This is a genomic window from Methanomethylovorans sp., from assembly GCF_041305605.1.
Lineage (GTDB): Archaea > Halobacteriota > Methanosarcinia > Methanosarcinales > Methanosarcinaceae > Methanomethylovorans.
Genome location: NZ_JBFYLB010000105.1, coordinates 1 through 24,743, shown reverse-complemented (window position 1 = coordinate 24,743; position 24,743 = coordinate 1). Strand labels below are relative to the sequence as shown.

The window sequence follows — 24,743 nt, the reverse complement described above, 5'->3', positions numbered from 1 at the left end:
GCAATGGTGGACATGGCAAAGGCACATAAGTATTGAACATTTCATTTTAACATTCAATTTTTTGGGAATACCTTTTAAGGTTTCCCTCAATATTTTTAAAACAATGCTGCATTCGCCAAAGTATATATACACCAAATCTTAACTAAACATCAAATGTCCTCTCAGGAATACAATTTGCCAGATATTGCAGATCTTTCTTCTCTCCTCAAAAAACAGGGTTATAGTCTTGCAGGTAATCATTCGGCTGTTAAGACCTGCCTATGGCTTCGCAGGGCGATGAGGGATGAAGGTAAATGCTATAAAGCTTCCTTTTACGGGATAAAGTCTCATAGGTGTCTTCAGATGACCCCAACCCTTATGTGCAACCAGAGATGCTTGCATTGCTGGCGTCCGGTAGAGGTGGATGCACCTGCACCTAAGGAGTGGGATTCTCCATCGGAAATAGTGGGGTCATGTATAAAATCCCAGAGGAAGTTGATATCAGGTTTTGGTGATGCTGATCACAGGGAGTTATGGTTAGAAGGAAATGAACCCAGGCATGTGGCTATATCTCTCTCAGGCGAACCTACAATGTATCCTTATCTTGCAGAACTGGTGGAAGAGTTCAAAAATCAGGGGCTGACTACTTTTGTTGTCACTAATGGAACTAATCCTGAAATGATGTGCCGTATACAACCTTCCCAGCTTTATATGAGTTTGGATGCCCCAGATGAGGAAACATATAACAAAGTATGTCGTCCCAAATCACCTCAGTTATGGAATAAGCTGAACGAGTCCCTTGAAGTGCTGAAGGACAAAGATACCAGGACAGTTATACGCATTACCCTGATAAAAGGAGTAAATATGTTCGATCCGCATGGTTATGCCGAACTAATAAAAAAAGCTTATCCAGATTATGTGGAGGTAAAAGCATACATGCATCTGGGTTTTTCAAGGAACCGTTTGCCTAGAGAAGCAATGCCATCACATGAGGAAGTTCTGGACTTTTCCCGGCAAATAGCAAACCATTTGGGCTATGCTGTTGCTGACGACGTTGAGATCAGCAGGGTCGTATTGCTATCAAAAGACGGTTTTGTCTCTCATCTAGAGTAGCATCTGTTGGACTGGCAGTAATACCTGTCATAATCTATATTTATATCTAGACCTACATAAAGGCAAATCACAAATTTTGATCATATCTCATCATTCAGTCTTATCATGGAGTATTAACACAATGACAGAACAATCTGCTCATAAGAAGTATGAATTCAAAAAGAAACTGGAGGAACTCAGGGTCAAGAAAGGTCGTGGGACAGAACTCATTTCTCTATATATTCCTCCCGACAAACAAATATCTGATATCACCTCCCAGCTCAAAGGAGAACATGGGCAGGCGGCAAACATTAAGTCCAAGATCACAAAGGATAATGTGCAGGGTGCTATAGAGTCCCTGCTTGCAAGGCTCAGATACGTGGAAGTTCCGGAGAATGGTATTGTTTTCTTCACCGGTGCTGTTGACATCGGTGCTAACAAGACAAATATGGAGACCAGTATTGTCGAACCCCCCCAGCCTATAGTGACATACAGGTACCACTGTGACTCAAGTTTTTATCTTGAGCCCCTTGAAGAAATGCTCAAGGATGCAAAGACCTATGGATTGTTGGTGCTGGATAGGCGTGAGGCAGCTGTGGGCTTGCTCGTGGGCAAACATATAGAGGCTCATAGAACATTAACTTCTACAGTACCTGGAAAACAGCGAAAAGGTGGTCAAAGTGCACACAGGTTCCAGCAGCTTAGGCTAATCGCTATCCATGAGTTCTACAAACGTATAGGAGATGCTGCAAGTGATATATTCATGGCAGTGGACCCGAAGAATTTTGAAGGTATTCTCATAGGTGGTCCCTCTCCCACCAAGGAAGAGTTCGAATCGGGAGATTTCCTGCATCATGAGTTAAAAAAGAAGATACTTGGTCTTTTTGACGTTGCATATACCGATGAGTCAGGCCTTCCGGAACTAGTTAACGCAGCAAGTGAAAAGCTTTCGGATATCGATCTTATCGCAGAAAAAAAGCTAATTCAGCGTTTCTTTACAGAGCTAGTGTCAGATTCAGGCAAAGCGGCCTATGGAGAAGCATCGGTCAGGGCGAATCTTCACATCGGTGCAGTGGAAGTTCTTCTAATATCTGAGGACCTGCGAGCAGAAAGATTGACTGTCAGATGTCTGAATGGGGACCATGAAGAAAAGCTGACAAAAGCTTTCAAACCCGGAGAGGAATATTTTTCCCCAGGTCCTTGCCCGGTTTGTGGTTACTCTATGGAAGTTGTAGAAAAAGTGGACATTGTAGACGAGCTTTCTGAAATGGCGGATCAGATGAATACTCGGGTAGAATTCATCTCAACTGATTTTGATGAAGGTTCACAACTTATGAATGCTTTTGGTGGTCTGGTTGCTATATTAAGGTTCAGTACTGGTGTATAAAGCGGTGGTGTCCATGTATCTGGATTTCAGAAAACAGGTTGAAACATTATTAAATGAAACTCTTTCCCAACTTGGGATCGAAACTGCAGACCTTGACCTTGAGCCATCCAAGCATGCAGATCTGGCCTCAAAAGTTGCTTTCAGGATTGCATCCCGGGAAAAAAAGAATCCAAAGGAATTGGCAGAAAGAATAGTTAAAGCAGCCAATCTTGGAAAGTTTCCTCTGGTCGGTGAAATGCAGGCCATGGGTCCATATATTAATATAAACACTTCCAGGAACTATATTGAAAAAACATTTTCAAGAATAAGAACTGAAGGCACATCATTTGGCGGAGGCTTCTGTGAAGGTCAGATACTTCTTGAACACACTTCTGCAAATCCCAATGGTCCATTACATGTGGGTCATATCAGGAACTCGGTCATTGGTGACACTTTGGTACGCATTCTCAGGAAAGCCGGATATAAGGTTGAAACCCAGTACTATGTGAATGATATGGGTCGCCAGATAGCTATTGTTTCCTGGGCACTTTCACACTTTGATTTTGATACCTCAAAAAAATCCGATCATTCTATTGCAGATGTTTACATTAAGGCCAACGTTAAGCTTGGGGAAGAACCCGAAAAGGTGGCGGAGATAGACAGGCTCATGCAGCTTGTGGAAAGTGGGGACGGGGCTACAATAAAAAGCTTCAGTGAAGCTGTCTCCCTTGCACTTGACGGCATAAAAGAGACTCTTTTGCGCATGAACATACACCATGATAGTTTCCCTTACGAATCGACTTTTGTAAGGTCAGGTGCTGTTACAAAGATGATCGAGGAGATCAAAGCTACGGGTCGTACAAAGGTCGATGACGGAGCCCTTGTGTTAGACCTGGAGGACTATGGTTTTGAGAAGAAACTAGTGGTGCAGCGTTCAGATGGTACTTCTCTATACACTACAAGAGATCTGGCATACCATGAATGGAAAGGCGAAAGAGCTGACCGTATGATCAATATTCTTGGAGCTGACCACAAACTTATTTCAGGCCAGTTAAAGGCTACTCTCAATCTTCTGGGAAAGCCGGAACCAGAAGTGGTCATATTTGAATTCGTTTCTTTGCCGGAAGGCTCAATGAGTACCAGGAGAGGTAAATTTATTTCCGCAGATGAGTTGTTGGACCAGATTGAAGAACAGGCCTTTGTGGAAGTTGACATGCGCAGGCCAGAGATGCCCGAGGATTTCAAACAAAAAGTAGCCAGGATGGTAGGCATCGGTGCTGTCAGATACGATGTTATTCGGGTGTCACCAGAGAAATCTACGGTTTTCAACTGGAAAGAGGCCCTTGATTTCGAAAAACAAGGTGCGCCTTTTATCCAGTACTCACATGCCAGAGCATGCAGCATACTGAAAAAGGCTCAGGAAGAAGGATTCTGGAACGAGGCTTTTGATATGGATCCTTCACTGCTTGTGGAAGATACAGAAGTTGAATTAATAAAGAAGATGGCTGCTTTTGACAGCATCATAGAGCACTGTGCAAGGGAGTTGAAACCACATACTTTAGCCATATATGCCAGAGAGCTTGCAGAAGCTTTCAATCAGTTCTATCGTTTCGTACCCGTGATCAATATCGATGACGGAAAACTGAGAGCTACAAGACTTGGACTGGTGGACTGTGCACGTATTGCATTAGCAATTTCATTAGAGACCCTGGGCATCGATGCGCCGGAGTCGATGTGAAATCATTACAATGCATAGGATACACTGCTTTCTTTCAGACTTTGGAGAGTAATATTGAAAAGAAGCAGCAGATTTCCCTCAAGGAAAAAAACATTAGTGTTGCTGCGATCTCTTTTTGATGCAAACAGCACAGTTAATTCCAGGTCCTTTTCTGCTGCCATCTGCACACTGCGATAGGGGTCTTCAGATGAAGCAGTCTCTCCCCATATAATTCTTTCAAGATTTCTTATATCCAGATACTTCTCAGTCCAGCTTATGAGGGCATCAGTATACTTTTCTGACAATCCCATATGATTAATCACACAAGAAGCGTGTTCTTTGTTATCCATGCATATTGCAGCAGAGCATGCCACATTATCACCCCTGATCCGATGGATGATTCCCTGCCATCTAATCTGGTATGATACTATTTATATTTATTATACTATTTATATTTATAGAGTGTTCGTTAGTCCACTGTCATGTTTTGAACCATTGTCAATTCATGTTCTTGCGATGAGTGCGTAAACTATTTAATTTAGAATCTCTCAACCTTTAATAAGGGAGCATATATCAGGAATTTTTACTTCATATCGTGGAACGGGAGAGGGAAGTGTATGTCATCAAGTGAAAAAAGGCCAGAAGGGGAATGGATAAAGATCCTAACCCCCCAACAGTACCATGTGCTACGGGAAAAAGGAACTGAACCTGCTTTTAGCGGAAAATATTACCAAAATAAAAAGAAAGGTATCTATCTGTGTGCTGCTTGTGGCCAGGAACTGTTCGATTCGAAGACAAAGTTCGATTCTGGCACTGGCTGGCCAAGTTTCTGGGCTCCGATATCTGAGGATAAAGTGGTCAGAAAACCAGATAATAGCTATTCAACGCAGAGGACAGAAGTGCTTTGCCGCAGGTGTGGTAGCCATCTTGGGCACGTTTTTAATGATGGCCCTGCACCCACAGGCGAAAGATTCTGTATGAATTCGATCTCATTGGATTTCAAGGAAGAAGTATGATACCAGAATGCTTCCTACTTCCGGGAGAGAACATGAACAGCGATTACATCAGATTCCATGCTCATAAAGGTCATGTTAACAATATATGCTTCCTCGATTCTGGGAAAAAAGCATTATCTTCTGGCATGGATGGATTGATGAGACTTTGGTCAGTGCCTTCCTGGGAGATGATAACAGAGTTTAAAGGTCATACTAAAAGTGTGAACAGTATCTCAGTTTCCCCTAATCTCGATATAATAACCACAGGTTCATCTGATCATACCATCAGGCTTTGGTCTTATCCGGAAGGTCTTCCTTTGAAAGTTATCAGGGGACATCGCAATACTGTATCATCTATATGCATTTCACCAGACGGAAAATTGCTTGCTTCAGGCTCTTATGACGGAACTGTACGTTTATGGGGATTGCCTGAGGGTGAAGAACTTTTGATCTTGGAAAAAAGTCAGGACAATATTTCCTGTGTTCTTTTTACTCCGGATGGCAGAAAACTTCTAAGTGGGGGCATAGGTGGCGATATATATATCTGGTCGTTGTCTGAAGGTAAACTTGAACAGACACTAATGGGTCATGATGTTGCCCTTATGTCAATGCTGCTGACCCCTGACAGAAAGCATCTTATTAGTTCCGGATATGAGGGAAAACTACGTATCTGGTCGTTGAAAGACTTTAAAGAAGAACGTTCCATAGAACTTGATGGGACGGGTCATTTTCCTCTTGCGATCTCTTCCAACGGGAAGACATTTGCAGTGGGGATGGATTATGATATTGTCCTGTATGATTTTGATTCAGGAAAGATTGTATCAAGCATACCTCTTATGGTCAAAGCAGTGTACAGTGTAGCCTTCTCTCCCAATGGGCGCTATCTTGTTGCTGCAACAGCGGATGGCAGGTTGAACATGTGGGACTTGGAAAAATGAGAGTCTTCCTTAGGCCTTTGCTATTATTCTTTTTTGCAATTACTAATGTTCTAAGTAAAAGAATATAAATATATTATTGAACTTTATGGTTTAATATGCAACTTGAATCTTTTCTAATTAATTCCTTGCTGGTATATCTTACAGTCGTTAATACCATATCGTTCAGCCTTATGGGACTGGATAAAAAGAAGGCTACCCATCAAAAATACAGGATACCTGAAAAGCAGTTGTTCATATGGGTTATTATAGGAGGCAGTTTAGGAGGTGTTCTGGGAATGCAAATATTCAGACATAAAACTAAGCATTCTCAGTTTAAATATGGTTTTCCTCTTATCCTGGTGGTCCATTTACTATTAATAAGTATGTTCTGGATAGGGGTTCTACCCTAACCTCAAAAACGGAAAGGGTTTTAGAAACCCAACCTTTCCATTTCTTTTAATATCTTCGGGCTGAAATCAGTGAAGTGCTGTATGCCACCTGTCCAGGCTGCTATCATAATAGCATCTTTTATCTCCTGTGAAGTTGCCTCGAATTTTTTAAGTTTCTCCAGGATTTTAAGTGCACTTTCTATGTTGAGTTTGGAACATGCTATAGTAAAGACCAGAAGATGTTTCTGTTTCATCGTTAGTCCATTTTCCCGTTCCTTCCACACGGCTTTATAGTATCCTGCAAGAGCTTCCCCGAACTCTTCATCTATCTGGGTGGCATAGACCACAGACCTTGGTCTTAAGCCCTTAACATCTTTTGCTTCTTGTATCTCTTTGGTCATGATCATCAGTAAAGATTCCGTGGGAAATGATTTAATTTTATGCATCTTAAGGTAGTGTAAGTATGACTATGATAGTTAAGAACAAGGGGGTATATTGTCTGATTTTCAGGAACCGACATTGCAAGATTAGGATTGGAAGTCTTGAAGATGTTAATTTTGAGGCAGGCTATCATATTTACGTGGGTTCTGCTCAGGGTACAGGTGGATTAAAAAGGTTACATAGACATGTGATGCTTTCAAAGGATAAAGGACGGAAGGCTAAATGGCATGTAGATCATATAAATCTTGATGAGCATTTTGAACTGGTGTGCACTGTACATGCGATTACCTGTGATCGGGTTGAATGCATTCTTGCGGGGGACTTGCAGTCAGAAGCTGTTCATGGTTTTGGATGCAGTGACTGTGCATGCAAATCTCATCTTTTCTATCGCTGTTACGATCCAGTAGCCGAAGTGGTAAAAGTTTTCAGGAAAAATGGCTTGGAGCCGTTGGTCGAAGAATTATCATAATGACTATGTTTTTTGATTATTGGAAGTGGAATGAAAAAGCAGAGCAAAAATGGAAGATCGAGGGTATCTTCCGGGGAAGACTAATGTCCTCCCCCAGAATTTGATGATGACTATACTCTATCTGGAAGATACAATTGTGATACCCTCTATGGCTCTATATATTATTAAAATTATATAAATCTAGTGCTTCTAAAAGAGATTACATCAGTGTTGAATCACTGTATTATATTGGTTGCAATACTTAAGTTAGGATAGTATCTTCTGGTCATTCTCCATGTTTCTCCATCTACAACAGTTGATACTACAAGCTAAAAATAATTGTGGGTTCAATAGGAAGAGCTAATAGGCATCACCTGGGTATTTTCAGCTATTGATACATTTTTCAGCTTCTACTTCCAGTCTGATCATTCCGATATGAACAATACCATCTTTATCAACAGGGTATGTTTCAAGATATTTTTCTGTAACAGAATCGATGAACTCGCTGTGTAGATCTTCAGGTATCCTTCGAGTATATGGAAGCCAGGTGCTGCGGATAAAGCCAGATAGTCCCTTTTTACCTTCGAGTTTCATATCCTTGGGTATGAGTTCTATCCTCTTTGCTTCAAGGCCTGCTTCATCCAGCCATACTCTGTACTCTTCTAGTCCATAGAAACCGTATGGAAAAGAAAAATCTTCAAAATACCTGCTCCATTTTCCATTTTTTAATAGCTTGTCAAGTATCTCGAAAACACTGGCAGCATTTCCCTTCCCGCCCATTTGGAGCAGTATCTTGCCTGATGGTTTCAAACTCTTCTTGATACCTTTAAGAACTGAACGATGACCAACTATCCAATGAAGGGCAGCGTTTGAAAAGACTATATCAAATTCCCTGTTGAAATCCAATTCCCTTGCATCGATATGTTTAAAGGCAAGGTTTGGATGGTCTGCATCAGGGAATTTATCCCGGGCAAACATCACCATCTCTTTAGAACTGTCAATACCCAACACAGAGCCTGATGGCACATGGCTTGCGATTTCAGCTGTGACCTTACCGTCCCCGCATCCAATGTCCAAAACTCTTTCGTTTCCTTTAAGAGCAAGCTTTGGTATAAGTTCCTGAGCCCAATGCTGCTGGTTTGAAGATTGAGTAGTATAATCACGGGGATTCCATTTGTACAAAATTTACCTCCTTATGCATTTGAATATTTTGAATATTCTGTGTATAACAGATAGTTCTGCAGTCACTTCAATTCCATGTCTTTTAAGCAAGGAGTCCAAGAGATCAGCATCTACAACTTTATAACCTCTCTTTGCAAATGTAAAAGCCTGCTTTCCGGTATCCGTAACTACATCCAGTATCTTTGCTCCTTCCTCTGCATTGCTAAAATCTACAACTTCAGTCTTGATGTTGCAGAGAATGATCCCGGTCAAATCATAAACATAAGATAATTTGCAAATAATTTTTTTGTGTATGGGTAGTAGTCTTTTTCCATAATGCCAATTATTCACAATCAGAACATTTGCTGTACAGTACATAAACATAGCCTTTAAGTCATGTTAAAACCTGGACATAAAAAATTAAAAGAGGTACGAGATAGAAAAAGAGTAGTAAGAAAGTAATGCCAAAGGCATTACTTTGCAAGGTTGTAGTTCTTGTTAACGATCTTCAGAGCACAGTAGTTTCCGCACATTGTGCATGCATCTGTGTCCTCAGGTGCCCTACTGCTCCTGATTTCTCTTGCAAGTTGGGGGTCTAGAGCAAGACTGAACATCTTTTCCCAGTTAAGGTCCCTCCGTGCCCTTCCCATTTCAAGGTCCCAGTTACGGCTTTCCTTGTTCTTGACCATGTCACCGACATGAGCTGCGATTCTTGAGGTCTTGACACCCTCAATTACATCCTGAAGGTTTGGAAGTGCAAGGTGTTCTGCAGGTGTTACATAGCAGAGGAAGTCACAGCCGGCTGCTGCGGATGTTGCTGCACCGATGGCTGTTACGATGTGGTCCCGGCCTGCTCCGATGTCAGATACAAGAGGACCGAGCATGTAGAATGGCTTGCCACCACTCATGGATTTCATGAGCTTGACGTTCATCTCTACCTCGTCAAGTGGTACATGGCCCGGACCTTCGACAATGACCTGTAGATCGTATTTGTCATGTGCTTTCTGTGCGCATTCGGAGTTAATGATGAGTTCCTGGATCTGTGCTCTGTCGGTTGCATCGTGAATCGCACCTGCACGCATTCCGTTACCTGTGGACAGTGTAACCTCGTGTTCCTTAAGGATCTCACAGAGATAGTCAAAATTTGCATAAAGCGGGTTTTCCTTCTCGTTGTGAAGCATCCAGGTGCTCATGAATGCACCGCCACGGGAGCATAGACCACCATATCTGCCGTGTGCTTTCAGCCTGTCAAGGACAATGTTGTTGATACCAGTGTGGATAGCCATGAAGTTAGTACCGAGCTTTGCCTGCTCCTCGGTTGCATACCAGAGGTCGTCCTCTGTCATGTGGACAATGGAGCCGTCCCTCTTTGCTGCTGTGATGAATGCCTGATAGAGGGGCACTGAACCTACAGGAAGGGAGATTGCATCACATACCATTTTCCTTATACCAAGGAAATCTCCTCCGGTACCAAGCTCCATAAGTGTATCTGCACCTGCTGCCTCTGCTGCTTTTGCTTTTTCAATTTCTGCTTGAGGGTCTACTATATCAGAGGAAGCACCAATGGAAGCATTTACCTTTGTCCTTAAGCCTTCACCAATACCGCATATTCTTATATCCCTGTATGGGGTCATGGGGATTACGATCCTGCCTGCAGCAATTCCTCGCCTTATGAACTCAGGATCTTTGCCTTCGATCTTGGCTACGGTCTTCATCTCTTCTGTGATCTTACCATTCTTTGCATCTGTAACTATTGTCATGATCGATACCTCAATGATTGCTATATCCTACAAAGTACAGCTCTTATATAATACTTTTCAAAAAATTAACTTTTGTTTAAGTCAAGTTAACTTTAATTACTCTTAGGGCAGACCCAATTGATAAAGACTATCGGCTGCTTTTTGGTATCAGTAGACTTATCTACTATTGCAAGAACAAAGTACTATCATAAATAGACGGATTAAGTTGAACATCTATGAAAGTAAATCAAGTTGATTTGATGTATTATCAAGTAAAAATGATAGTTTTAGAAAAATACACCTGTTAGTTGCGATCAGTGTTTACCAGACTTATCCCGTTTCCTCAGCAAGCGCATGATTTCCATATGCATCGAAACCATAAGGTCACTTAGCATCCCCAGAACGAACATCTGAAAACCGGACATGATAAGCAAAGCCGTAAGAACTGTCATAGGTATGCGTGTAATACCTTTGAACCATTGATCAACCACGTAAGTGCCTGTTACAAGGCCGGAAAGGATAAAAATAGTTCCGATCATGCCAAAATAGAACATCGGGTTGTGAAATCTGGCTAAACGGTAAATGGTCTTGCCTATCCTGAAACCATCTTTCAGAGGATTAAGCTTGGTTGCAGCATCGGACTTGCGGGAAAGATAGGATATTGGTACTACCTCTATCATATGGTCAAGTTTAATGCTCTGTATGGTCATTTCTGACTCAACTTCAAATCCCATTTCTTTCAAATCAAAAGATTTGTATACATCAAGAGTGAAAGCTCTATATCCGGTCAATATATCTGTGAGATGTTGCCTGTACGCCATACTGAACAAGCGATTAATGAGCTTGTTCCCTATCAGATTAAGCCTTTCAAAAGCTCCCGGTTCAAAATTAGCCAGCCTGTTACCGATCACATGCTCAGCTTTGCCCTGGAACAGTGGAGCCAGCATTGCATGCACATCCGATGCGAGATAAGTACCGTCCCCGTCCAGCATTACCAGGTACTCATTATCAAGTGTTCCAAAGGCTTCCTGGATGGCCTGTCCTTTACCCTTTCCTTTCTGCACGATCAGCCTGGCACCTTCAGCTTCTGCAAGTTCCCGGGTCTTGTCGGTACTATGTCCGTCTATGACCACTATGTTATTGAACCCTTCAGATCTGAGGTCCCTTATTAGCTGAGCTATCGTAGCTCCTTCGTTAAGTGTGGGAATAAGTATACAGACGTCTTTTTCCGGCAAGATGCTACCCTTAGAGAAGTCCCATACTATCAAGCTGTTGTTTTACTACTTCAACGCCTTCTTCACAGTTCTGGGGTGATTTCCCGCCAGTTACCACAAGTTTTCCGGAACTGAAGATAAGAACTACCACTTTTGGTTCATCGATACGATATACAAGTCCGGGGAACTGTTCAGGTTCGTATTCTATGTTCTCAAGACCAAGACCTATAGCTATCGCATTAAGGTTAAGCACAGCGTGAAGATCCGCAGATGCTACAATGTTCTGGACAGTGATCTCAGGTTCCTTTATGGTCTTTATACCTATCTCATTGAGCTTCTTGGCCATGTTACTTATCACTGTATGGACATCAGCCACGTTCTTTGCTCCGGTACACACAACCTTTCCGGAAGTAAAGACCAAGAATGCAGCCTTGGGTTCAGAGACCCGGTATACCAGACCAGGGAATTTCTGTTTGTTATATTCAGCACCTTCGAATTCCGCCTCGATCTTGGTCAGATCAAATTCATCGGCAAGTTTTGTAGAGGCAACCACATTCTCGATCTTAATATTGTATTCGGTCATTGAAAATCCTCAGTATTTAAAGCATGGTTTATATCCATAATTCCTTATATAAACTTATAGCTTGATATTTATATAGGTATTTAAACTCACCGGGTGTAAAAAAATAAGACTGATGTATATGTCGAGCATGCAGAGTCATATATCAGGCTCTTGTGCTTCATCCTTAGAATTACCCTGAGCTTTTAAGCCATCTATGATCGCATCGTATTTTCTGCATACTCTTTCTATCAGATCAGCTTCCAGATTTCCGTGAGTTGGTACAAGTATGTCAGCCCCTTCACTCACTTGCACATCATTGCCCGACAGGCCATAATCAGGAGCTATCACCAAGCCCTCCGCAGACACTCCCAGTCTCAGATCGTTCACGATCCTGGCCACCATCTCAGTTGCAGGTTTAACCTTTCTGTCAATCAGAAGAGCCTTTGAAACATACCTTTCCTTGAGTTCCCGCAGGTTTGCCAGACTTACTTCTACTTTCTGGAGGTTCCCTACATTCTCCAGGGCTTTCACCGCTTCAATAAGATCATCAAAAGTGGTGGATCCGACCTCGATGATCTCCCCGTCATAGTACCTGCTGACCTTTTCCAGGTACCCTCTGGATATTACCAGTTTGGAAACATCTGCAAGCTCTTCTATTTCTTCTTCTGTAGGGTCATAAGCATTGATCACCCTATAATCTTCTATACCACATAGTATGGCCAGTGATTCGTACATGGGAGTGAATGCCACAACCTTGCATCCAAGCCACTTATTTAGACCTTTGTCGCCACTTTGCTGGCGGGAGAGTTCAATGATTTTCTGTCTGATGGCTTCGGGTTCATTGGAATTCAATCCGAAGTAATCAGCAAAAAGTGGAGTAGTCTGTAGTTTTTTCGTCCTGCCGTAAGGTACGGACATGATCAGACCACGGTCCGTAAGTTCTCTGATGTGATCATACACAGTGTTACCCCTCATATCCACCAGTTCAGATTGTACTACAGGCTGGTGATACGCTATCATTGCAAGGGTGCGCAACATAGGTGCGCTCAGTTCCTTAGGAGCCACCGGCCTCACAAGGTCAGTGAACATGGGTTTAACCTGCATCACATAGCGCTGTCCCAGGTCTATTATCTCGATGCCAGATTCCCTCTCGGAGTATTCTTTCATGAGGTTTCCAACTATAGCAACAGCCCTGTTCGCAGGTTTACTTATAATCTTTCCCAGGGTCTGGGCATCCAGTGCTCCACCTGCAGCAAAAAGTGCCGCTTCAATAGTTTCCTTCTCGTTCATTCCCTGTCATAACCTCACTGGGACCATCATCAGAAATATTTGAGGGATATATGAATAGCTCTCCGAACAATTCATCCTGCTGAAGCCATATCTTCTTCTCTGTTGCAAGGAAAAGCAGAGAAACATAGGTCATGATATTCTCTGACCTATCTTCGCCGATCAATTCTGAGAATACGACAGACTCATGCTCTTCAAAAATGGAATTAAGCACATGGTCAAGCCTGGCAACACGTCCCAGAATATCTTCTTCATGAGCTATACCCAGAACCTCATCAGTGGTAACCGCAACTCTTTCTTCCAGTTTACGGAGTAATTTCTTTTCCTTTTTCCTGTGCTCCACCCTTTCGGCTTTCTTCAGTTCAGCTATCAGTTCCTGTAAAGTTACAGGCCTTGTAGCAATCCTGCGCACAGGTAGCTTGGGCACAGGATAATCTTCCACTTCAAAGAAGTCCATACCTTCGTCGAATAGATCAGTATCCTCAGGCTCATCCATATCCACCCAGTTAGACTTCATGCGCAAGAGTATGGAGGCATAAAGCAGCGTCCTCCCCGAGATGCGCAGATCCATCATCTGGATATCTTCTATACGCGCCAGGAACTTGTCGGTGACACTGACTATATCAATATCCCATGGATCTATCTCCCCATTTTTGGCAAAATTTACCAATATCTCCACGGGTTCATTCATCACGTCATCAGAAAACTCAAGCAAGGTCTCATCTACCCCAAGGGCACGCAGTGTCTCAAGGAATTCAGGGTCTATGGCCCCGGGTAGCAAAGCACAGTTCTCAGAAAGAGGCTCAACCACAGGGAATGTTTCAAATTCCTCTATAATACCAGTCATCTGAACTTCACACCCGTTATGCTTGTAATGTTGTTCTCCTGCATTGCTACACCTATAGTTCTTGAAGCTGCCTCTATCATTGGTTTTCTCAAGGATACAACTATGAACTGGGCATTTTCAACAGACTTTTTAACCCTCTCGGCCACCTTGGCGGCATTGGCTCCATCCAGGAACATATCTATTTCATCAAAAGCATAGAATGGTGCCGGTCTGTATTTCTGAATAGCGAATACAAATGACAATGCAGTAAGACTTTTCTCACCGCCGGACATAGCTTCAAGGCGTTGCAAGGTTTTTTCCTTGGGCTGAGCCCTCAAAGTAAGGCCACCATTGAACGGTTCCTCCGGATCATCCAATACCAGTTCTCCTATACCATCCGAAAGCTCATTGAATATCTCCTGGAAAGCTGTATTGATCCCATTATATGTTTCCATAAAGGCTCCCTTTTTGAGCACTTCATACTGCTTGATCCTTTCCAGGATCTGTTCTCTTTCATTGAACAAAGTATCTCTTCTTGATCTGAGATCCTCCAGCCTTGTCTCCACTTCATTGAATTCATCTATGGCCCTCATGTTCACAGGTTCAAGGCGTTCCATTGCCTTTTCAATGGAAGCTATCCTGGTGCGCAAGGCCTCAGAGCCAGGAACATCATCAGTTTCCTCAATACCTCTCTGTGTAAGTTCTGCAGATAGTTCAGATACTTGTTCTACAAGGGCTGCACGGGTAGCTTCCAGGGCCATCAGTTGTCTGTTGCCTTCTTCGAATCTTGTCCTAGCAGACTCGAACTGCTTTCTGGAGAGAGCATATTCGTTCTGCATACCAAGACGCTGCTGTTGCATCTCCTTTAGCTCGTTCACAAGTTCTGATTCACGAGCCTGCTTTTGGGTAAGCACGATCTCAAGCTCTTTTATCTTAGCTGTGAGTTCATCCACCCGCTGCCTGTGGCTGGCTTTCTTTGTGTCCAGTGACTTTATGAGTTCCCTGTTCTCTTCTATTTTGCCTGCAGCATATTCTCTATCAAGATTAAGAGCATTTATCTGTGCTTCAGTATCACGAATACGCCCTTCCAGGCGCCTCATTTCTTCATCGATGCTCTCAGCCTGCCTGTTCAGTTCAGGCACCTCAGATCCTGCAAGCTCACCCTCCAGTCCAGCGATCCTCTCTTCCAGTGAACCGGCCTGTTCATCTTTTTTCGTCTTCTGAGCGGTCACAGATTCCATCTCAGTTCTCAGTTGCTTTCGGGATTCTTCTATCTGAGCAAGTTCGGCATTCTTTGATGCCAGTACCTGTGTCAGGCGTTCACCCCTGCTTGCTATCTCCTCAAGCTGCATTTCTTTCCTGGAGATTTCCTTATCATTTTCATGTATCTCCCGGTTAACATCAGCAATATGGCTTTCCACTGCATCCAGTTTCTTAATAGCTGCACTGCGCCTTGAATCTAATTCGGTGATCTTCTCTGCGACCTTGATAAGCTTGTCTTTCTCTGAGGCGGCGAAAGACAGACCGGAACTTTGCGCCGAACCTCCGACCATGGCACCGCTCTTCTCGATAAGCTCCCCTTCAAGCGTCACCATTCTTAATCCGCCCATGAGCCTGCGAGCGTTCTGCAATGTGTCCACTACAAGTGTATCCCTGAAAACATACCAGAAAGCAGACTCGAACCTCGTTTCGAAATCCACAAGGTCTATTGCATAACCAATAACGCCATTCCTGTCACTGAGATCTTTGTAGGGCCTGCGCTCTTCCATTTTGTTGAGAGGAAGAAATGTAGCCCTGCCTGCCTGCCTGCGTTTGAGAAAATCGATGGCTCTGGCAGCATCCTCGTCAGTGTCCACCACTACTGCCTGCATTTTCCCACCTGCAGCTATACCAAGGGCAGTAGCATACTTCTGGTCCACACTGCCAAGCTCTGCAATGGTTCCATATATTCCAGGAAGTCCATGGTGTTTTTTTTCGTTGATTATCATATCCACAGCTTTGGAATACTTGCTGTGGTCTTCAGCAGCTCTTACCCTTGCTTCGATGCGGGCATAGTCATCCTGGTATTTGCGTAGCGATTCCTCGATATCCTTTACCACACTTTTAAGCTGGGAGCGGTTGCTTTCCAGGTCGTCTATATCCTTTGTGAGTGAGTTAATTTTCTCATTGAGCTTCTCAATGTCATATTTCACAGAACTGATATCACTGTCTGAAGAAGTGGCTTTGGAACGGGCATCCTCCATTTCGCTCTCAATGTCCCGTACCTCCGCTGATTTGCGCCTCAGGGCATCCAACAGCCTGTCTTCCTGGCGCATGAGCTCGTTCTTCTGATCCCTGGTATCTTCAAGGCTGTTCTTGAGCTGGGTAAGTTCGTCCCGGGTCTTGGCAAACTTTGCATCCACATCGGCTATCCGGCTCTGAAGGATCAGTCTCTGAGTCCGCTTTTCCGAATGTTCGGCTCTGATACCTTCAAGGCGCACCTTTTCTTCAGATATCTTAGCATCCAGGTCAGCTACCTTGCCTTTGACCTCATCGATCTCCACAAATGCCTTCCTTCGTCTGGAATCAACGTCTTCCAGTTCTCTGTCAGCAAGTTCTATACTGTCCTTGCATCGTGAGATCTCACCACGGGTAGACTCAATGTCTTTCTTTATCTGGATCTGCTCATTCTCTCCCATGCGCTGAATGTGGAGAGTGAGTTCTTCCAGTGACTTTTCTAGCTCTTCCATCCGCTGACGTCTTGCTTCAAGAGTGGCCTCCAGCTCTGTTATGGAAGACCTGCGTGACCCCATATCCGCATCAATAGATACAAGCTCCTTCTTTGCATCTTTCAGCCTTGCAAGGAGCATGAAACCCTCAAACTTTACTTTTTCCTCTTTCAATGCCTGATACTTAAGTGCCTGATCCCTTTCACCTTTAAGCTTTTCAAGCTGAGCAGAAACTTCTTCAAGGATTATATCTACCCTTTCCACTCTTTCCCTGACGATCTCAAGCTCGCTGAGGGCCCTTTCCTTTTTGCTATCGAACTCGGCCACTCCCGCTATTTCATCGATTATTTTGCGTCTTTCAACGGGAGTCATAGTGATAATGCGGGTTACGTCACCTTGCATAACCACATTATACCCTTCCGGTGTCACCCTGGCCTTTGCGAGGTAATTATGCACATCTGCAAGGCTTACAGCTTTGCCATTGAAGTAGAAATAACTGTAATAGCCACTATCTGTTTCCCTTATTTTTCTGGTTATCGCAACCTCATCAGCATCTACAGGCATCTCCCTGTCAGTGTTGTCGAACTTGATGGTGACCTGTGCAAAATCCGGTTTTTTAGCCTTATCACCATTATAGATGAGGTCCGTAAGTTTCTCAGCCCGAAGGGTGCGTGAGCTGGAAAGGCCCAGCACAAAGAGTATACCGTCTATTATATTGGATTTACCACTGCCGTTAGGGCCTGAGATGGTGGTGAAATCATCATAGAACGGTATCTTCACCTTTTTCCCGAAGGACTTAAAGTTAATGAACTCGATTTCCTTTATGTACACGTGGATCCTCTGTGTTTAAATCCTTTCTCTGAAAGGTGGTCATTTCCTGCGGGTGACAGTTACGACCGCATCTTCATCATCACGTGTCTCTACGCTTTCGTAGTCCGTCTCTGACTTCTTCCTGGAAACATTGTCCTTGGCAACGATAAACTCACAACTGGAAGTTGGGGGAGCAGTTCTTTCTTTCCTTCTGAAACTGCGTGCGTCATCGCTTTCTGCAATGATGTATTCAGTTCTTTTTTCCTCAGCTTCCTGTTTTTTTATCTGGGCAGGCTCAGGCTGTGCATCCCTTATGTTAAAGCGCTGGTTCACTGAAGCTGTCTGTCTGATCGGTTCCCGCGGCAGATCAGTGGGCCTGATGGAAAAGGACGGAGGCTTCGCAGGCGACTGAGGAGGTTTGGGAATTTCAGGTTGTGTCACTGTTTTCTTTTTCTCATCCCTTAATACTCTTGTTTCTGTCTCTCTTGCCACTGTTGCTTCTCTTGGAGGGGCCGGTATAGAAGGCTGTACAGGTACGTGAATATCCTGTTCTCTCCTTTCCAGTGCCGATTTCTTGAATGAACGGATCAATGACTTCTGATCTAACAGCTCATCCATTACGCCGTTGAGATTATTAGCCAGTTCCTGTATCCTGTTCTCAAGTTTTGAAAGACGGTTATTGATATCAAGATCATTTTTAAATTCACTACGAAGCTCCACCAGGATGGAATCCCGGAGAGATCTTTTGATCTCATCTATTTCTGTCTCTTTTTCCCTCAGTTGCCTTTCAAGCCTTTCAATGATGAAATCCCTGTTCTCACCATTCATGTGATACCTCGCAAGACCATTCTATCCCTTCTGTGGCGAATTATATAACAATAGTATAATATAACTTATGGTTCATTTTATATAAATATGCTTATAAATACTCTTGCTCAGCACGCTGTTATTGAGGAAGTATTTGTGATCGGATTTTTTTCAACATAGAACAAATGATCCGCAGAATCGATAAGCGCTTCATCATGTGAGACTATAATTATCTGGACCACACCGAAATCTCTCATTAGGTCTATGAGCTTTATGAGCTGCTGCACGTGCCCCCTGTCCAAAAATACAGTTGGCTCATCCATTATCAAAGGAGGCAGATTTGAACCCTTTGCAGGTCCGTCCATTGCCATAGCCAGTAATCTGTAGATGGCACATCGCAATACGAGATTGAAAATAGCCCTTTCTCCACCACTTAGCAACTTTGGTTCCAGAGGGGTACCATCTTTCCCGAAAATCGTCAGGTTGTACTCAGGATCGAGCTGCACATGAGAATACGCATTGTTAGAATACATGAACTTGAATATCTCATTGATTAGAGCGTCAAGGGTTCCTACATTGCGGGACCGCAGCTCAGCCCTGATGCGTATGTACATGCTTTCCAGCTCTTCTGCATCTCTGTACACTGCTCCAAGGAAATCTGACCTGTGTTGCAGGGAACGCAACTCCTGTTGCAGACGGGAAAGCCTTTCTATTTCCTTTTCTACCATCCCTATTCCCTTCATCACCTCAGTCTTCCTTTCCTCCAGTTTTTTAATATCGATCTCTATGTTCTTCAGGGCCGTTTCATACTGCTGCAAATGGGATTTAAGAGATTCAGCGCCTATGCCTCCCATCTTTTCATCGATCTCGGACAACCGCTGCTTTCCATCCTTGATCTGCTGTTCCAGTAGTCCTATCTTCTCCTGCTCACTACGTATACGCTCTTCCAGCTTCTCAATATCCTTTCCTTTAGCTTCACTCTCGATAAGGTTTTGTTGTGCTTTTTTTGCAAGATTAAGCCTTTTCAAGGCTTCAGAATGCTCTTTGCCTGCAAAAGACAGTGCTCCCTGCAATGGCTCTTCCTGCTCCTTCAGTTTTGCAATCGTAGTGTCTATCTCCTGCTTACGGGAAACAGCCTCGTTCAATCTCTTGCTATCCTCATCCATTCTGGAAGCATGATCTTCAAGCATCTTCTGTGATAGGTCTATTCTCTCATTAAATGACTTGACACGATTTGTACAATCTTCTATTTTCCTGGAAATTGCTTTTACTGCCCTGAGCTGTTCCATCTTTAAGCCGAATTCTTCCTCTTTTTTACTGACAGCAGCCAGTTCTTTTTCCAAAGAAGTCAGCTGCTCCTCTTCAGAAGACATTGTTTCATGTATGGCAGAACCATGCATGTCCTGTCCACAGGTGGGACACTTGCCTTGGCCCACAAGTTCTTTGCTCTTTTCTATGCGCCTGGTGATCTCTTCTCTGCGGGTGGACAATTGCATTTTGTCCCCGTGCAAAGTCTTTTGTTGAGTTTGTACAAGTTCTATGATATCTTCAAGTCCTGATAACTTCTTGGGAGTGAAACCGAGGGATTCTATCTCCCCTACTATGGACAATTTCTCTGCTTGTGTATCCTCAAGTGAAGCTTTTAGTTTTTCAATTTGTACAACTATATCTTCCTTTTTTTTAAGGTTGCTATCAATGGAAACCTGCATGTCTTTTATCTGACCGGAAAGTTGCTGAAGAGATTTAGTAGTATTTTCTGTTTCCTGCACATGCAAGGCTTTTTTTTGCCTGGAATCATTCAATATATCCCTTTGTACACGCTCCTGCTCTTCAGCCTGTACAAGCATTTGTGCGATATCTCCGCTCCATTTCAATTGCTCATTAATCCCGGAAATACTCTGTTTTAGCTCTTCTATACGGGAGTGCAGGGATTGGATGGAAGAAGTACTTGTATTGATACTCTCAAATGCTTCTGTCTTTCTGTTATTGAATCCCAGTATCTGGGTACCGATCGACTTTTTCTGGAGTGCCAGTTGTTCATATTCTCCAAGCTTTGAACGCAACTCTTCGATGCCTGACCTTGTCTTGTCTCTTATTTCAATTACAGAAGCATGCTTCTCCTTTATCTGTGCAGTCTCGGTCAGCAGATGATTGAGGCTACCAACCGGATCTGTGCCTTCGATCTCTGCGGTCTCGTTCTTCACTTCCTTTATGCGTCTTTCTGCATCTCGTTGATGCCTACCAACTCCTATCCTGGCACTTCCGGCGCGTTCTCTGTACTCCTCAAGTTTTCCTATCTGTAACAGGTCATCTATCATCTTCTGTCTGTCCGCAGGTTTTGCGTTAATAAGTACATCTATTTCCCCCTGCCTTATGTACACGCAGTTCCTGAAAGCCTCTTCATCCATTCTTAGCAGGGAAAGAATGCTATCGTAAGTACGCTTTGCCTGGTCTGTGAAGATCTGTCCGTTGGTCTTGAGCACTGATCGGGTATTAGAGGCTCTGCCAGACTCTGGATCATTGCGAAAGACCTGTTCCATAGAGTAAACATTACCTTTCTGTTCGAATTCCAGGACAATGGAAGCTTTTGTAGCTCCCTTGCGTACAATATCCGCGATAGTGAACTCCTTTGTGAGAGTTTTACTTCCATAAAGTCCTGTGAAGCAAGCTTCCAAAAGGCTCGACTTACCGCTGCCGTTAACCCCCGATATCACAGTAACGCCATTTTTAAAATATATCTCAAGGTCTTCGTAACTGCGGATGTTTTCCACTTTCAGGCGTTTAAGCATCAAAAGTAATCACCCAGATTATACTGTTTTGGCTTTGCATGAGCAGGTGCTTTTTGCTTTTTTTCATCATGCTTTTCATCTTGTTTTTCTGACCCTGCCGTATCCGGCTCTTTTTCAGGCTCAGAGACCTTAACCTCGGGAACGTCGATAACAGATCTTTCAGTTTCCTTTATTACATCTGCTTCAGGAGATGAAGACAAAGCAGGCTCATTTTCTATTCCAGCTGAAATCAGAGAAATCTGTTCATGCAAAGGTGTCAAAGTTATCGGCTTTGAAAAGTCCATCACCTGCAGAAGAGCTCCTAGACGGTTCTCTGCCTCATCACTTACCTTGGTTTTAGGAAGGTCCAGGTCTCTGACTATCTCGTCCACCAGCAGGCCCCCTGTTGAAAGGTGCATGTTTTTGATCTCGTTTTTTATTGCCTCATCCGGATCATAGAAGGATATGGAAACAGAAAGCTCGAGTCCATCTTCATTGACTTTCCTCAAATCTCTCACACCAGGGACAAGTACATTGCGGGAAAGTAGCATCTCTTCTATCTCAGCGTGGGAAATCGATACATTTGCATCTCCACTGATCTCCACGAACACAACTTTAGAGTTCACATCATGCTCCTTCACAGCAGATAATATATCCTCATATACCTTTCCAGGGTCCCTTATCGTCACTGGTATCCTGAGGAATTCCCGGGTCAGAATGTTCCTCCTGCTAATATCTATACCCTTTTCTGAAATAGTGATAATATTATAAGACCGATTTTCTTCTTCTGCAAGACTATTACGCTCAGTGCTGCCACAATATGTTACCCATGTATCGCCCACAGTGATTTTTTCGTACTTGTGGTAATCCCCCAGCAGCATCACATCCACATGGAAAGGTACAGATCCGATCACAGAAGCACAATCCCACTCACTTACAGTTATAGGGCCCATGAGCTGGTGCATCACAAGCACATTGTATGAAGAAGCCAGAGGCTCTTCAAAGACCGAAAAATCGTAAAGAGGTATCTTGGATCTGGGAACGCTGTCAATACCATAGAAAGCTATGTTTTCAAGCATATAGGGTACGGTTCCAAGCCTTATAGCAAGTCCCATGCTTTCAAAAAGGTCAAGCCATTGTGTACTTTGTTTGCTTTCATGGTTGCCCACGATGGCCAGAAGCGGGATATCTGCTTCTTTGAGCCGGGAAAAAAGTTTCATGGTATCCAGGATATCTTCCAGTGAAGGAGTCCTTGAATCGAAAAGGTCACCCGCATGTACCACGGCATCTGACTGCATTTTAATAGCATCATCGATGACTGTGGAAAACGCCTGCAGGAAATCCTGTCTGCGTACATCACTGTGATATTGCCGATACCCTATATGAGTGTCTGCAGTATGGATTATTTTGATCTCTCGGTCCATCTGCGTTATACTATGACCCTACAGCATTTTAATATTCCGAAAATCTGGTTCATTGGATACAAGTATGAAAACTGGATCAAGTTTCTACCTACAGTAGTACATACACAACATTGAAAAACTGTAATAAGAAAATCCAATCTTCATTTTCTTTATATACATGTTCATGAAGAACTTACGTGATTTGCAAATCAAAAACATCTAATATTACTAAAAAACAAAATCACCTGAGGCTTTGCAATGAAAGCTCAAACAAGATTCATGATCCTGTTATTGATACTTCTGTCATTAAGTGTGTCTGCGATGGCTTTAACTATAGATGTATACCCACTACATATCTATAATAGTGCAGGAGACAATGTAAGTGTAATGGTTAGGGTCATGGACAATTCCATGCCTTTGGCCAACGTCAGTGTAAATTTCACTACAAACCTGGGTTATCTTAGCTCAGCTTCAACATTGACCAATGCATCCGGGTATGGTCAGGTATTTCTTACAACAAATAATTCAGGTACAGCAACATTGAATGTAAGTTCCGGAAGCGTTTCAAACACTACACCTATCTTTTTTTCTCCTCTAAGTCCTGAAAACATAGTCATATCAGAATCAAAGAACCCTATAAACGCAGGCAACATAACTACTGTCAGAATAGCTATGTTGGATCAGTTTGGCAATGTTAATGATACTGCAGCTATGGTCCTGGATATCACATTAGCAGATGTCTTTGGTAGTACTGTCAAAGAGACACTGATCATGAGGACGCCATATACTCTGACGAGCATACAGGCCAGCCGTAATCTGACTGATGATAGTATAGCTGATATAATTATCACAGACTTGGGAATTGCTGATCAAAATGTAACTTTGGCTATCAATTCTACAATTGCAGGCAACATTAATATTTCCGTATCTTCAGGTGGAGTAAGTAGCTCAAAGGATATTGAAGTTAGACCAGCTGCACCATCTGGAATTGAATTATGGTATAACGATGAATATACCGTAAACACGACATCGATAATTACTGCACGTGTTTATGACATTTATGATAATCCAGTAGCAAATTCCCTCGTTCAATTTAGTGCGACAGCTCCGGTAGCTACTGTATATAACAGTCCTTATGAATATAATTCCCTTTATCTCAGCAATTTGAACTATATTACAGGGATCGATGGTATAGCTTTCAGTGTATTCAGGGCCGACAAAAGAGCAGGTGAAAACGCCATCAATATTAGAGTTGCCAATAGTTCCATAAACTCCAGTATCGCAATAACAGGGCTTGCAGATGTGACCGATAATCTATTCCTCACATCTTCCCCTGCATCTGCTTATGCTAACAACGAAGATATCTATCGACTTACAGGTCAGGCAGTCGATCAATTTCTCAATCCGATAGTTCCAGAGGGCTTCCCGATAAAAGAGCAGGTAACCTTCTACAGTGGCAGTAGTTCTATAATAGTTCCTCTCAATAGGGAGGGTAAAGCAAGTACTCTGGTAGGCCCTACTCCGTATATTGAAAGTGTCAATATCAGCGCTATATATAGAGATTCCAGTGGCCCCACAAATGTCACAAACTCTACCACCTTGAATTTTTTATCAGGTACGAACATAAGTCTTGCTGTATATGCTTCCCCTGAAACTTTGCTTGTTCTGGGTCTAAATGGTAATCACGAAAGCACCATCAAAGCGATTGCAATAGATGAATGGGGGCATACCTTGCCTGGGATCAATCTTACCATTAACACTAGCAATGCTACAGTAGGATACTTATCAATGAATGGTGTCAATGGCACAACAATAAACACAACTACCAATGAGTTTGGCAGAGTGACTTTACAGTTCTTCTGTACCAATGTTCAAGGAAATACTACTATTGTTGTAACTGCAGGTAATGTGAGTGCAATCACTCCTATCACGGTAAAAGATGAGCCTTTCCTCAGTACATACATCAATGTGGAACCTGAGTCTTTGAAGTCCGGTGATGTAGTGAACGTCACCACGGTAGTATCCCTTGAAGGAGACTTGCAGATCACAAGGCCGGCAGCCAATGCCGTACTTGTATTGGACCGTTCAGGTAGTATGGACCCGGATTACTATGC

At 43.1% G+C, this 24,743-nt stretch carries 21 protein-coding genes; 8 read left to right on the top strand and 13 right to left on the bottom strand.

Going from position 1 to position 24,743, the window contains the following annotated elements; all coding sequences use genetic code 11:
* The first annotated feature begins 153 nt into the window (after positions 1-153).
* From twy1 to argS, 3 genes are all read left to right on the top strand, one after another.
* On the top strand, positions 154-1,092 hold the full coding sequence (gene twy1, locus ACCM36_RS06750) for a 4-demethylwyosine synthase TYW1 (protein WP_370572988.1): 939 nt from the start codon (positions 154-156) through the stop codon (positions 1,090-1,092).
* A 121-nt stretch (positions 1,093-1,213) separates the two neighbouring features.
* Positions 1,214-2,458: a peptide chain release factor aRF-1 gene (prf1, locus tag ACCM36_RS06745; RefSeq protein WP_370572987.1), complete on the top strand. Its 1,245-nt coding sequence runs from the start codon at positions 1,214-1,216 to the stop codon at positions 2,456-2,458.
* A 13-nt stretch (positions 2,459-2,471) separates the two neighbouring features.
* Positions 2,472-4,175 (top strand): arginine--tRNA ligase, encoded by a 1,704-nt coding sequence (argS, locus tag ACCM36_RS06740; RefSeq protein ID WP_370572986.1) that lies wholly within the window; start codon positions 2,472-2,474, stop codon positions 4,173-4,175.
* Positions 4,176-4,180: 5 nt separating this feature from the next.
* Here the strand turns inward: argS and ACCM36_RS06735 are convergent, their stop codons facing one another.
* Positions 4,181-4,528 (bottom strand): hypothetical protein, encoded by a 348-nt coding sequence (locus ACCM36_RS06735; protein ID WP_370572985.1) that lies wholly within the window; start codon positions 4,526-4,528, stop codon positions 4,181-4,183.
* Between the two features lie 243 nt (positions 4,529-4,771).
* Here ACCM36_RS06735 and msrB point away from each other — a divergent pair, with 243 nt between their 5' ends.
* From msrB to ACCM36_RS06720, 3 genes are all read left to right on the top strand, one after another.
* Positions 4,772-5,170 carry a peptide-methionine (R)-S-oxide reductase MsrB gene (gene msrB / locus ACCM36_RS06730; RefSeq protein WP_370572984.1) on the top strand — a complete coding sequence of 133 codons (399 nt, stop codon included), beginning with the start codon at positions 4,772-4,774 and terminating at the stop codon, positions 5,168-5,170.
* Complete coding sequence (locus ACCM36_RS06725) at positions 5,167-6,087, top strand: WD40 repeat domain-containing protein (protein WP_370572983.1); 921 nt, start codon at positions 5,167-5,169, stop codon at positions 6,085-6,087. Before msrB ends, ACCM36_RS06725 begins: the two co-directional genes overlap by 4 nt.
* Before the next feature lie 95 nt (positions 6,088-6,182).
* Positions 6,183-6,476: a DUF1294 domain-containing protein gene (locus ACCM36_RS06720; protein ID WP_370572982.1), complete on the top strand. Its 294-nt coding sequence runs from the start codon at positions 6,183-6,185 to the stop codon at positions 6,474-6,476.
* Positions 6,477-6,496: 20 nt separating this feature from the next.
* On the opposite strand, the gene ACCM36_RS06715 is transcribed toward ACCM36_RS06720, so the two are convergent.
* Positions 6,497-6,856 carry a carboxymuconolactone decarboxylase family protein gene (locus tag ACCM36_RS06715; RefSeq protein WP_370572981.1) on the bottom strand — a complete coding sequence of 120 codons (360 nt, stop codon included), beginning with the start codon at positions 6,854-6,856 and terminating at the stop codon, positions 6,497-6,499.
* Between the two features lie 62 nt (positions 6,857-6,918).
* Between ACCM36_RS06715 and ACCM36_RS06710 the strand changes: the two genes are divergently transcribed.
* Entirely contained in the window at positions 6,919-7,365 is a 447-nt protein-coding gene (locus ACCM36_RS06710; RefSeq protein WP_370572980.1) for a DUF123 domain-containing protein, read from the top strand.
* A 363-nt stretch (positions 7,366-7,728) separates the two neighbouring features.
* On the opposite strand, the gene ACCM36_RS06705 is transcribed toward ACCM36_RS06710, so the two are convergent.
* From ACCM36_RS06705 to ACCM36_RS06655, 11 genes are all read right to left on the bottom strand, one after another.
* A complete protein-coding gene (locus ACCM36_RS06705) occupies positions 7,729-8,526 on the bottom strand; it encodes a methyltransferase domain-containing protein (RefSeq protein ID WP_370572979.1) in 798 nt (265 codons plus the stop codon).
* A gap of 3 nt (positions 8,527-8,529) precedes the next feature.
* Positions 8,530-8,778 (bottom strand): hypothetical protein, encoded by a 249-nt coding sequence (locus tag ACCM36_RS06700; protein ID WP_370572978.1) that lies wholly within the window; start codon positions 8,776-8,778, stop codon positions 8,530-8,532.
* 200 nt (positions 8,779-8,978) lie between these two features.
* Positions 8,979-10,265: a phosphomethylpyrimidine synthase ThiC gene (gene thiC / locus ACCM36_RS06695; RefSeq protein ID WP_370572977.1), complete on the bottom strand. Its 1,287-nt coding sequence runs from the start codon at positions 10,263-10,265 to the stop codon at positions 8,979-8,981.
* Between the two features lie 293 nt (positions 10,266-10,558).
* Complete coding sequence (aglJ, locus tag ACCM36_RS06690; RefSeq protein ID WP_370572976.1) at positions 10,559-11,479, bottom strand: S-layer glycoprotein N-glycosyltransferase AglJ; 921 nt, start codon at positions 11,477-11,479, stop codon at positions 10,559-10,561.
* 10 nt (positions 11,480-11,489) lie between these two features.
* Entirely contained in the window at positions 11,490-12,041 is a 552-nt protein-coding gene (locus ACCM36_RS06685; protein ID WP_370572975.1) for a TATA-box-binding protein, read from the bottom strand.
* Between the two features lie 135 nt (positions 12,042-12,176).
* Entirely contained in the window at positions 12,177-13,310 is a 1,134-nt protein-coding gene (gene scpB, locus ACCM36_RS06680) for an SMC-Scp complex subunit ScpB (protein ID WP_370572974.1), read from the bottom strand.
* Positions 13,288-14,154 carry a segregation/condensation protein A gene (locus ACCM36_RS06675; protein ID WP_370572973.1) on the bottom strand — a complete coding sequence of 289 codons (867 nt, stop codon included), beginning with the start codon at positions 14,152-14,154 and terminating at the stop codon, positions 13,288-13,290. Before ACCM36_RS06675 ends, scpB begins: the two co-directional genes overlap by 23 nt.
* Complete coding sequence (smc, locus tag ACCM36_RS06670) at positions 14,151-17,672, bottom strand: chromosome segregation protein SMC (protein WP_370572972.1); 3,522 nt, start codon at positions 17,670-17,672, stop codon at positions 14,151-14,153. Before smc ends, ACCM36_RS06675 begins: the two co-directional genes overlap by 4 nt.
* A 39-nt stretch (positions 17,673-17,711) precedes the next feature.
* Positions 17,712-18,479, bottom strand: a complete 768-nt coding sequence (locus ACCM36_RS06665) for a hypothetical protein (protein WP_370572971.1) — start codon at positions 18,477-18,479, stop codon at positions 17,712-17,714.
* 107 nt (positions 18,480-18,586) lie between these two features.
* Positions 18,587-21,247 (bottom strand): AAA family ATPase, encoded by a 2,661-nt coding sequence (locus tag ACCM36_RS06660; RefSeq protein ID WP_370572970.1) that lies wholly within the window; start codon positions 21,245-21,247, stop codon positions 18,587-18,589.
* The gene (locus ACCM36_RS06655; protein WP_370572969.1) at positions 21,247-22,650 is read right to left on the bottom strand and encodes a metallophosphoesterase; all 1,404 of its coding nucleotides are present in this window, start codon (positions 22,648-22,650) and stop codon (positions 21,247-21,249) included. The genes ACCM36_RS06660 and ACCM36_RS06655 overlap by 1 nt, the downstream gene beginning before the upstream one ends.
* A 237-nt stretch (positions 22,651-22,887) precedes the next feature.
* On the opposite strand from ACCM36_RS06655, the gene ACCM36_RS06650 reads away from it, so the two are divergent.
* The coding region (locus ACCM36_RS06650) for an Ig-like domain-containing protein (RefSeq protein WP_370572968.1) at positions 22,888-24,743 on the top strand (1,856 nt) is incomplete at its 3' end.

Coding starts and splice junctions, on each gene's coding strand:
- ACCM36_RS06710 (WP_370572980.1), top strand. CDS start 6,919: ATGACTATGATAGTTAAGAACAAGGGGGTATATTGTCTGATTTTCAGG.
- ACCM36_RS06720 (WP_370572982.1), top strand. CDS start 6,183: ATGCAACTTGAATCTTTTCTAATTAATTCCTTGCTGGTATATCTTACA.
- twy1 (WP_370572988.1), top strand. CDS start 154: ATGTCCTCTCAGGAATACAATTTGCCAGATATTGCAGATCTTTCTTCT.
- scpB (WP_370572974.1), bottom strand. CDS start 13,310: ATGAACGAGAAGGAAACTATTGAAGCGGCACTTTTTGCTGCAGGTGGA.
- ACCM36_RS06655 (WP_370572969.1), bottom strand. CDS start 22,650: ATGGACCGAGAGATCAAAATAATCCATACTGCAGACACTCATATAGGG.
- ACCM36_RS06675 (WP_370572973.1), bottom strand. CDS start 14,154: ATGACTGGTATTATAGAGGAATTTGAAACATTCCCTGTGGTTGAGCCT.
- argS (WP_370572986.1), top strand. CDS start 2,472: ATGTATCTGGATTTCAGAAAACAGGTTGAAACATTATTAAATGAAACT.
- ACCM36_RS06665 (WP_370572971.1), bottom strand. CDS start 18,479: ATGAATGGTGAGAACAGGGATTTCATCATTGAAAGGCTTGAAAGGCAA.
- prf1 (WP_370572987.1), top strand. CDS start 1,214: ATGACAGAACAATCTGCTCATAAGAAGTATGAATTCAAAAAGAAACTG.
- ACCM36_RS06715 (WP_370572981.1), bottom strand. CDS start 6,856: ATGACCAAAGAGATACAAGAAGCAAAAGATGTTAAGGGCTTAAGACCA.
- ACCM36_RS06660 (WP_370572970.1), bottom strand. CDS start 21,247: ATGCTTAAACGCCTGAAAGTGGAAAACATCCGCAGTTACGAAGACCTT.
- ACCM36_RS06685 (WP_370572975.1), bottom strand. CDS start 12,041: ATGACCGAATACAATATTAAGATCGAGAATGTGGTTGCCTCTACAAAA.
- thiC (WP_370572977.1), bottom strand. CDS start 10,265: ATGACAATAGTTACAGATGCAAAGAATGGTAAGATCACAGAAGAGATG.
- msrB (WP_370572984.1), top strand. CDS start 4,772: ATGTCATCAAGTGAAAAAAGGCCAGAAGGGGAATGGATAAAGATCCTA.
- ACCM36_RS06725 (WP_370572983.1), top strand. CDS start 5,167: ATGATACCAGAATGCTTCCTACTTCCGGGAGAGAACATGAACAGCGAT.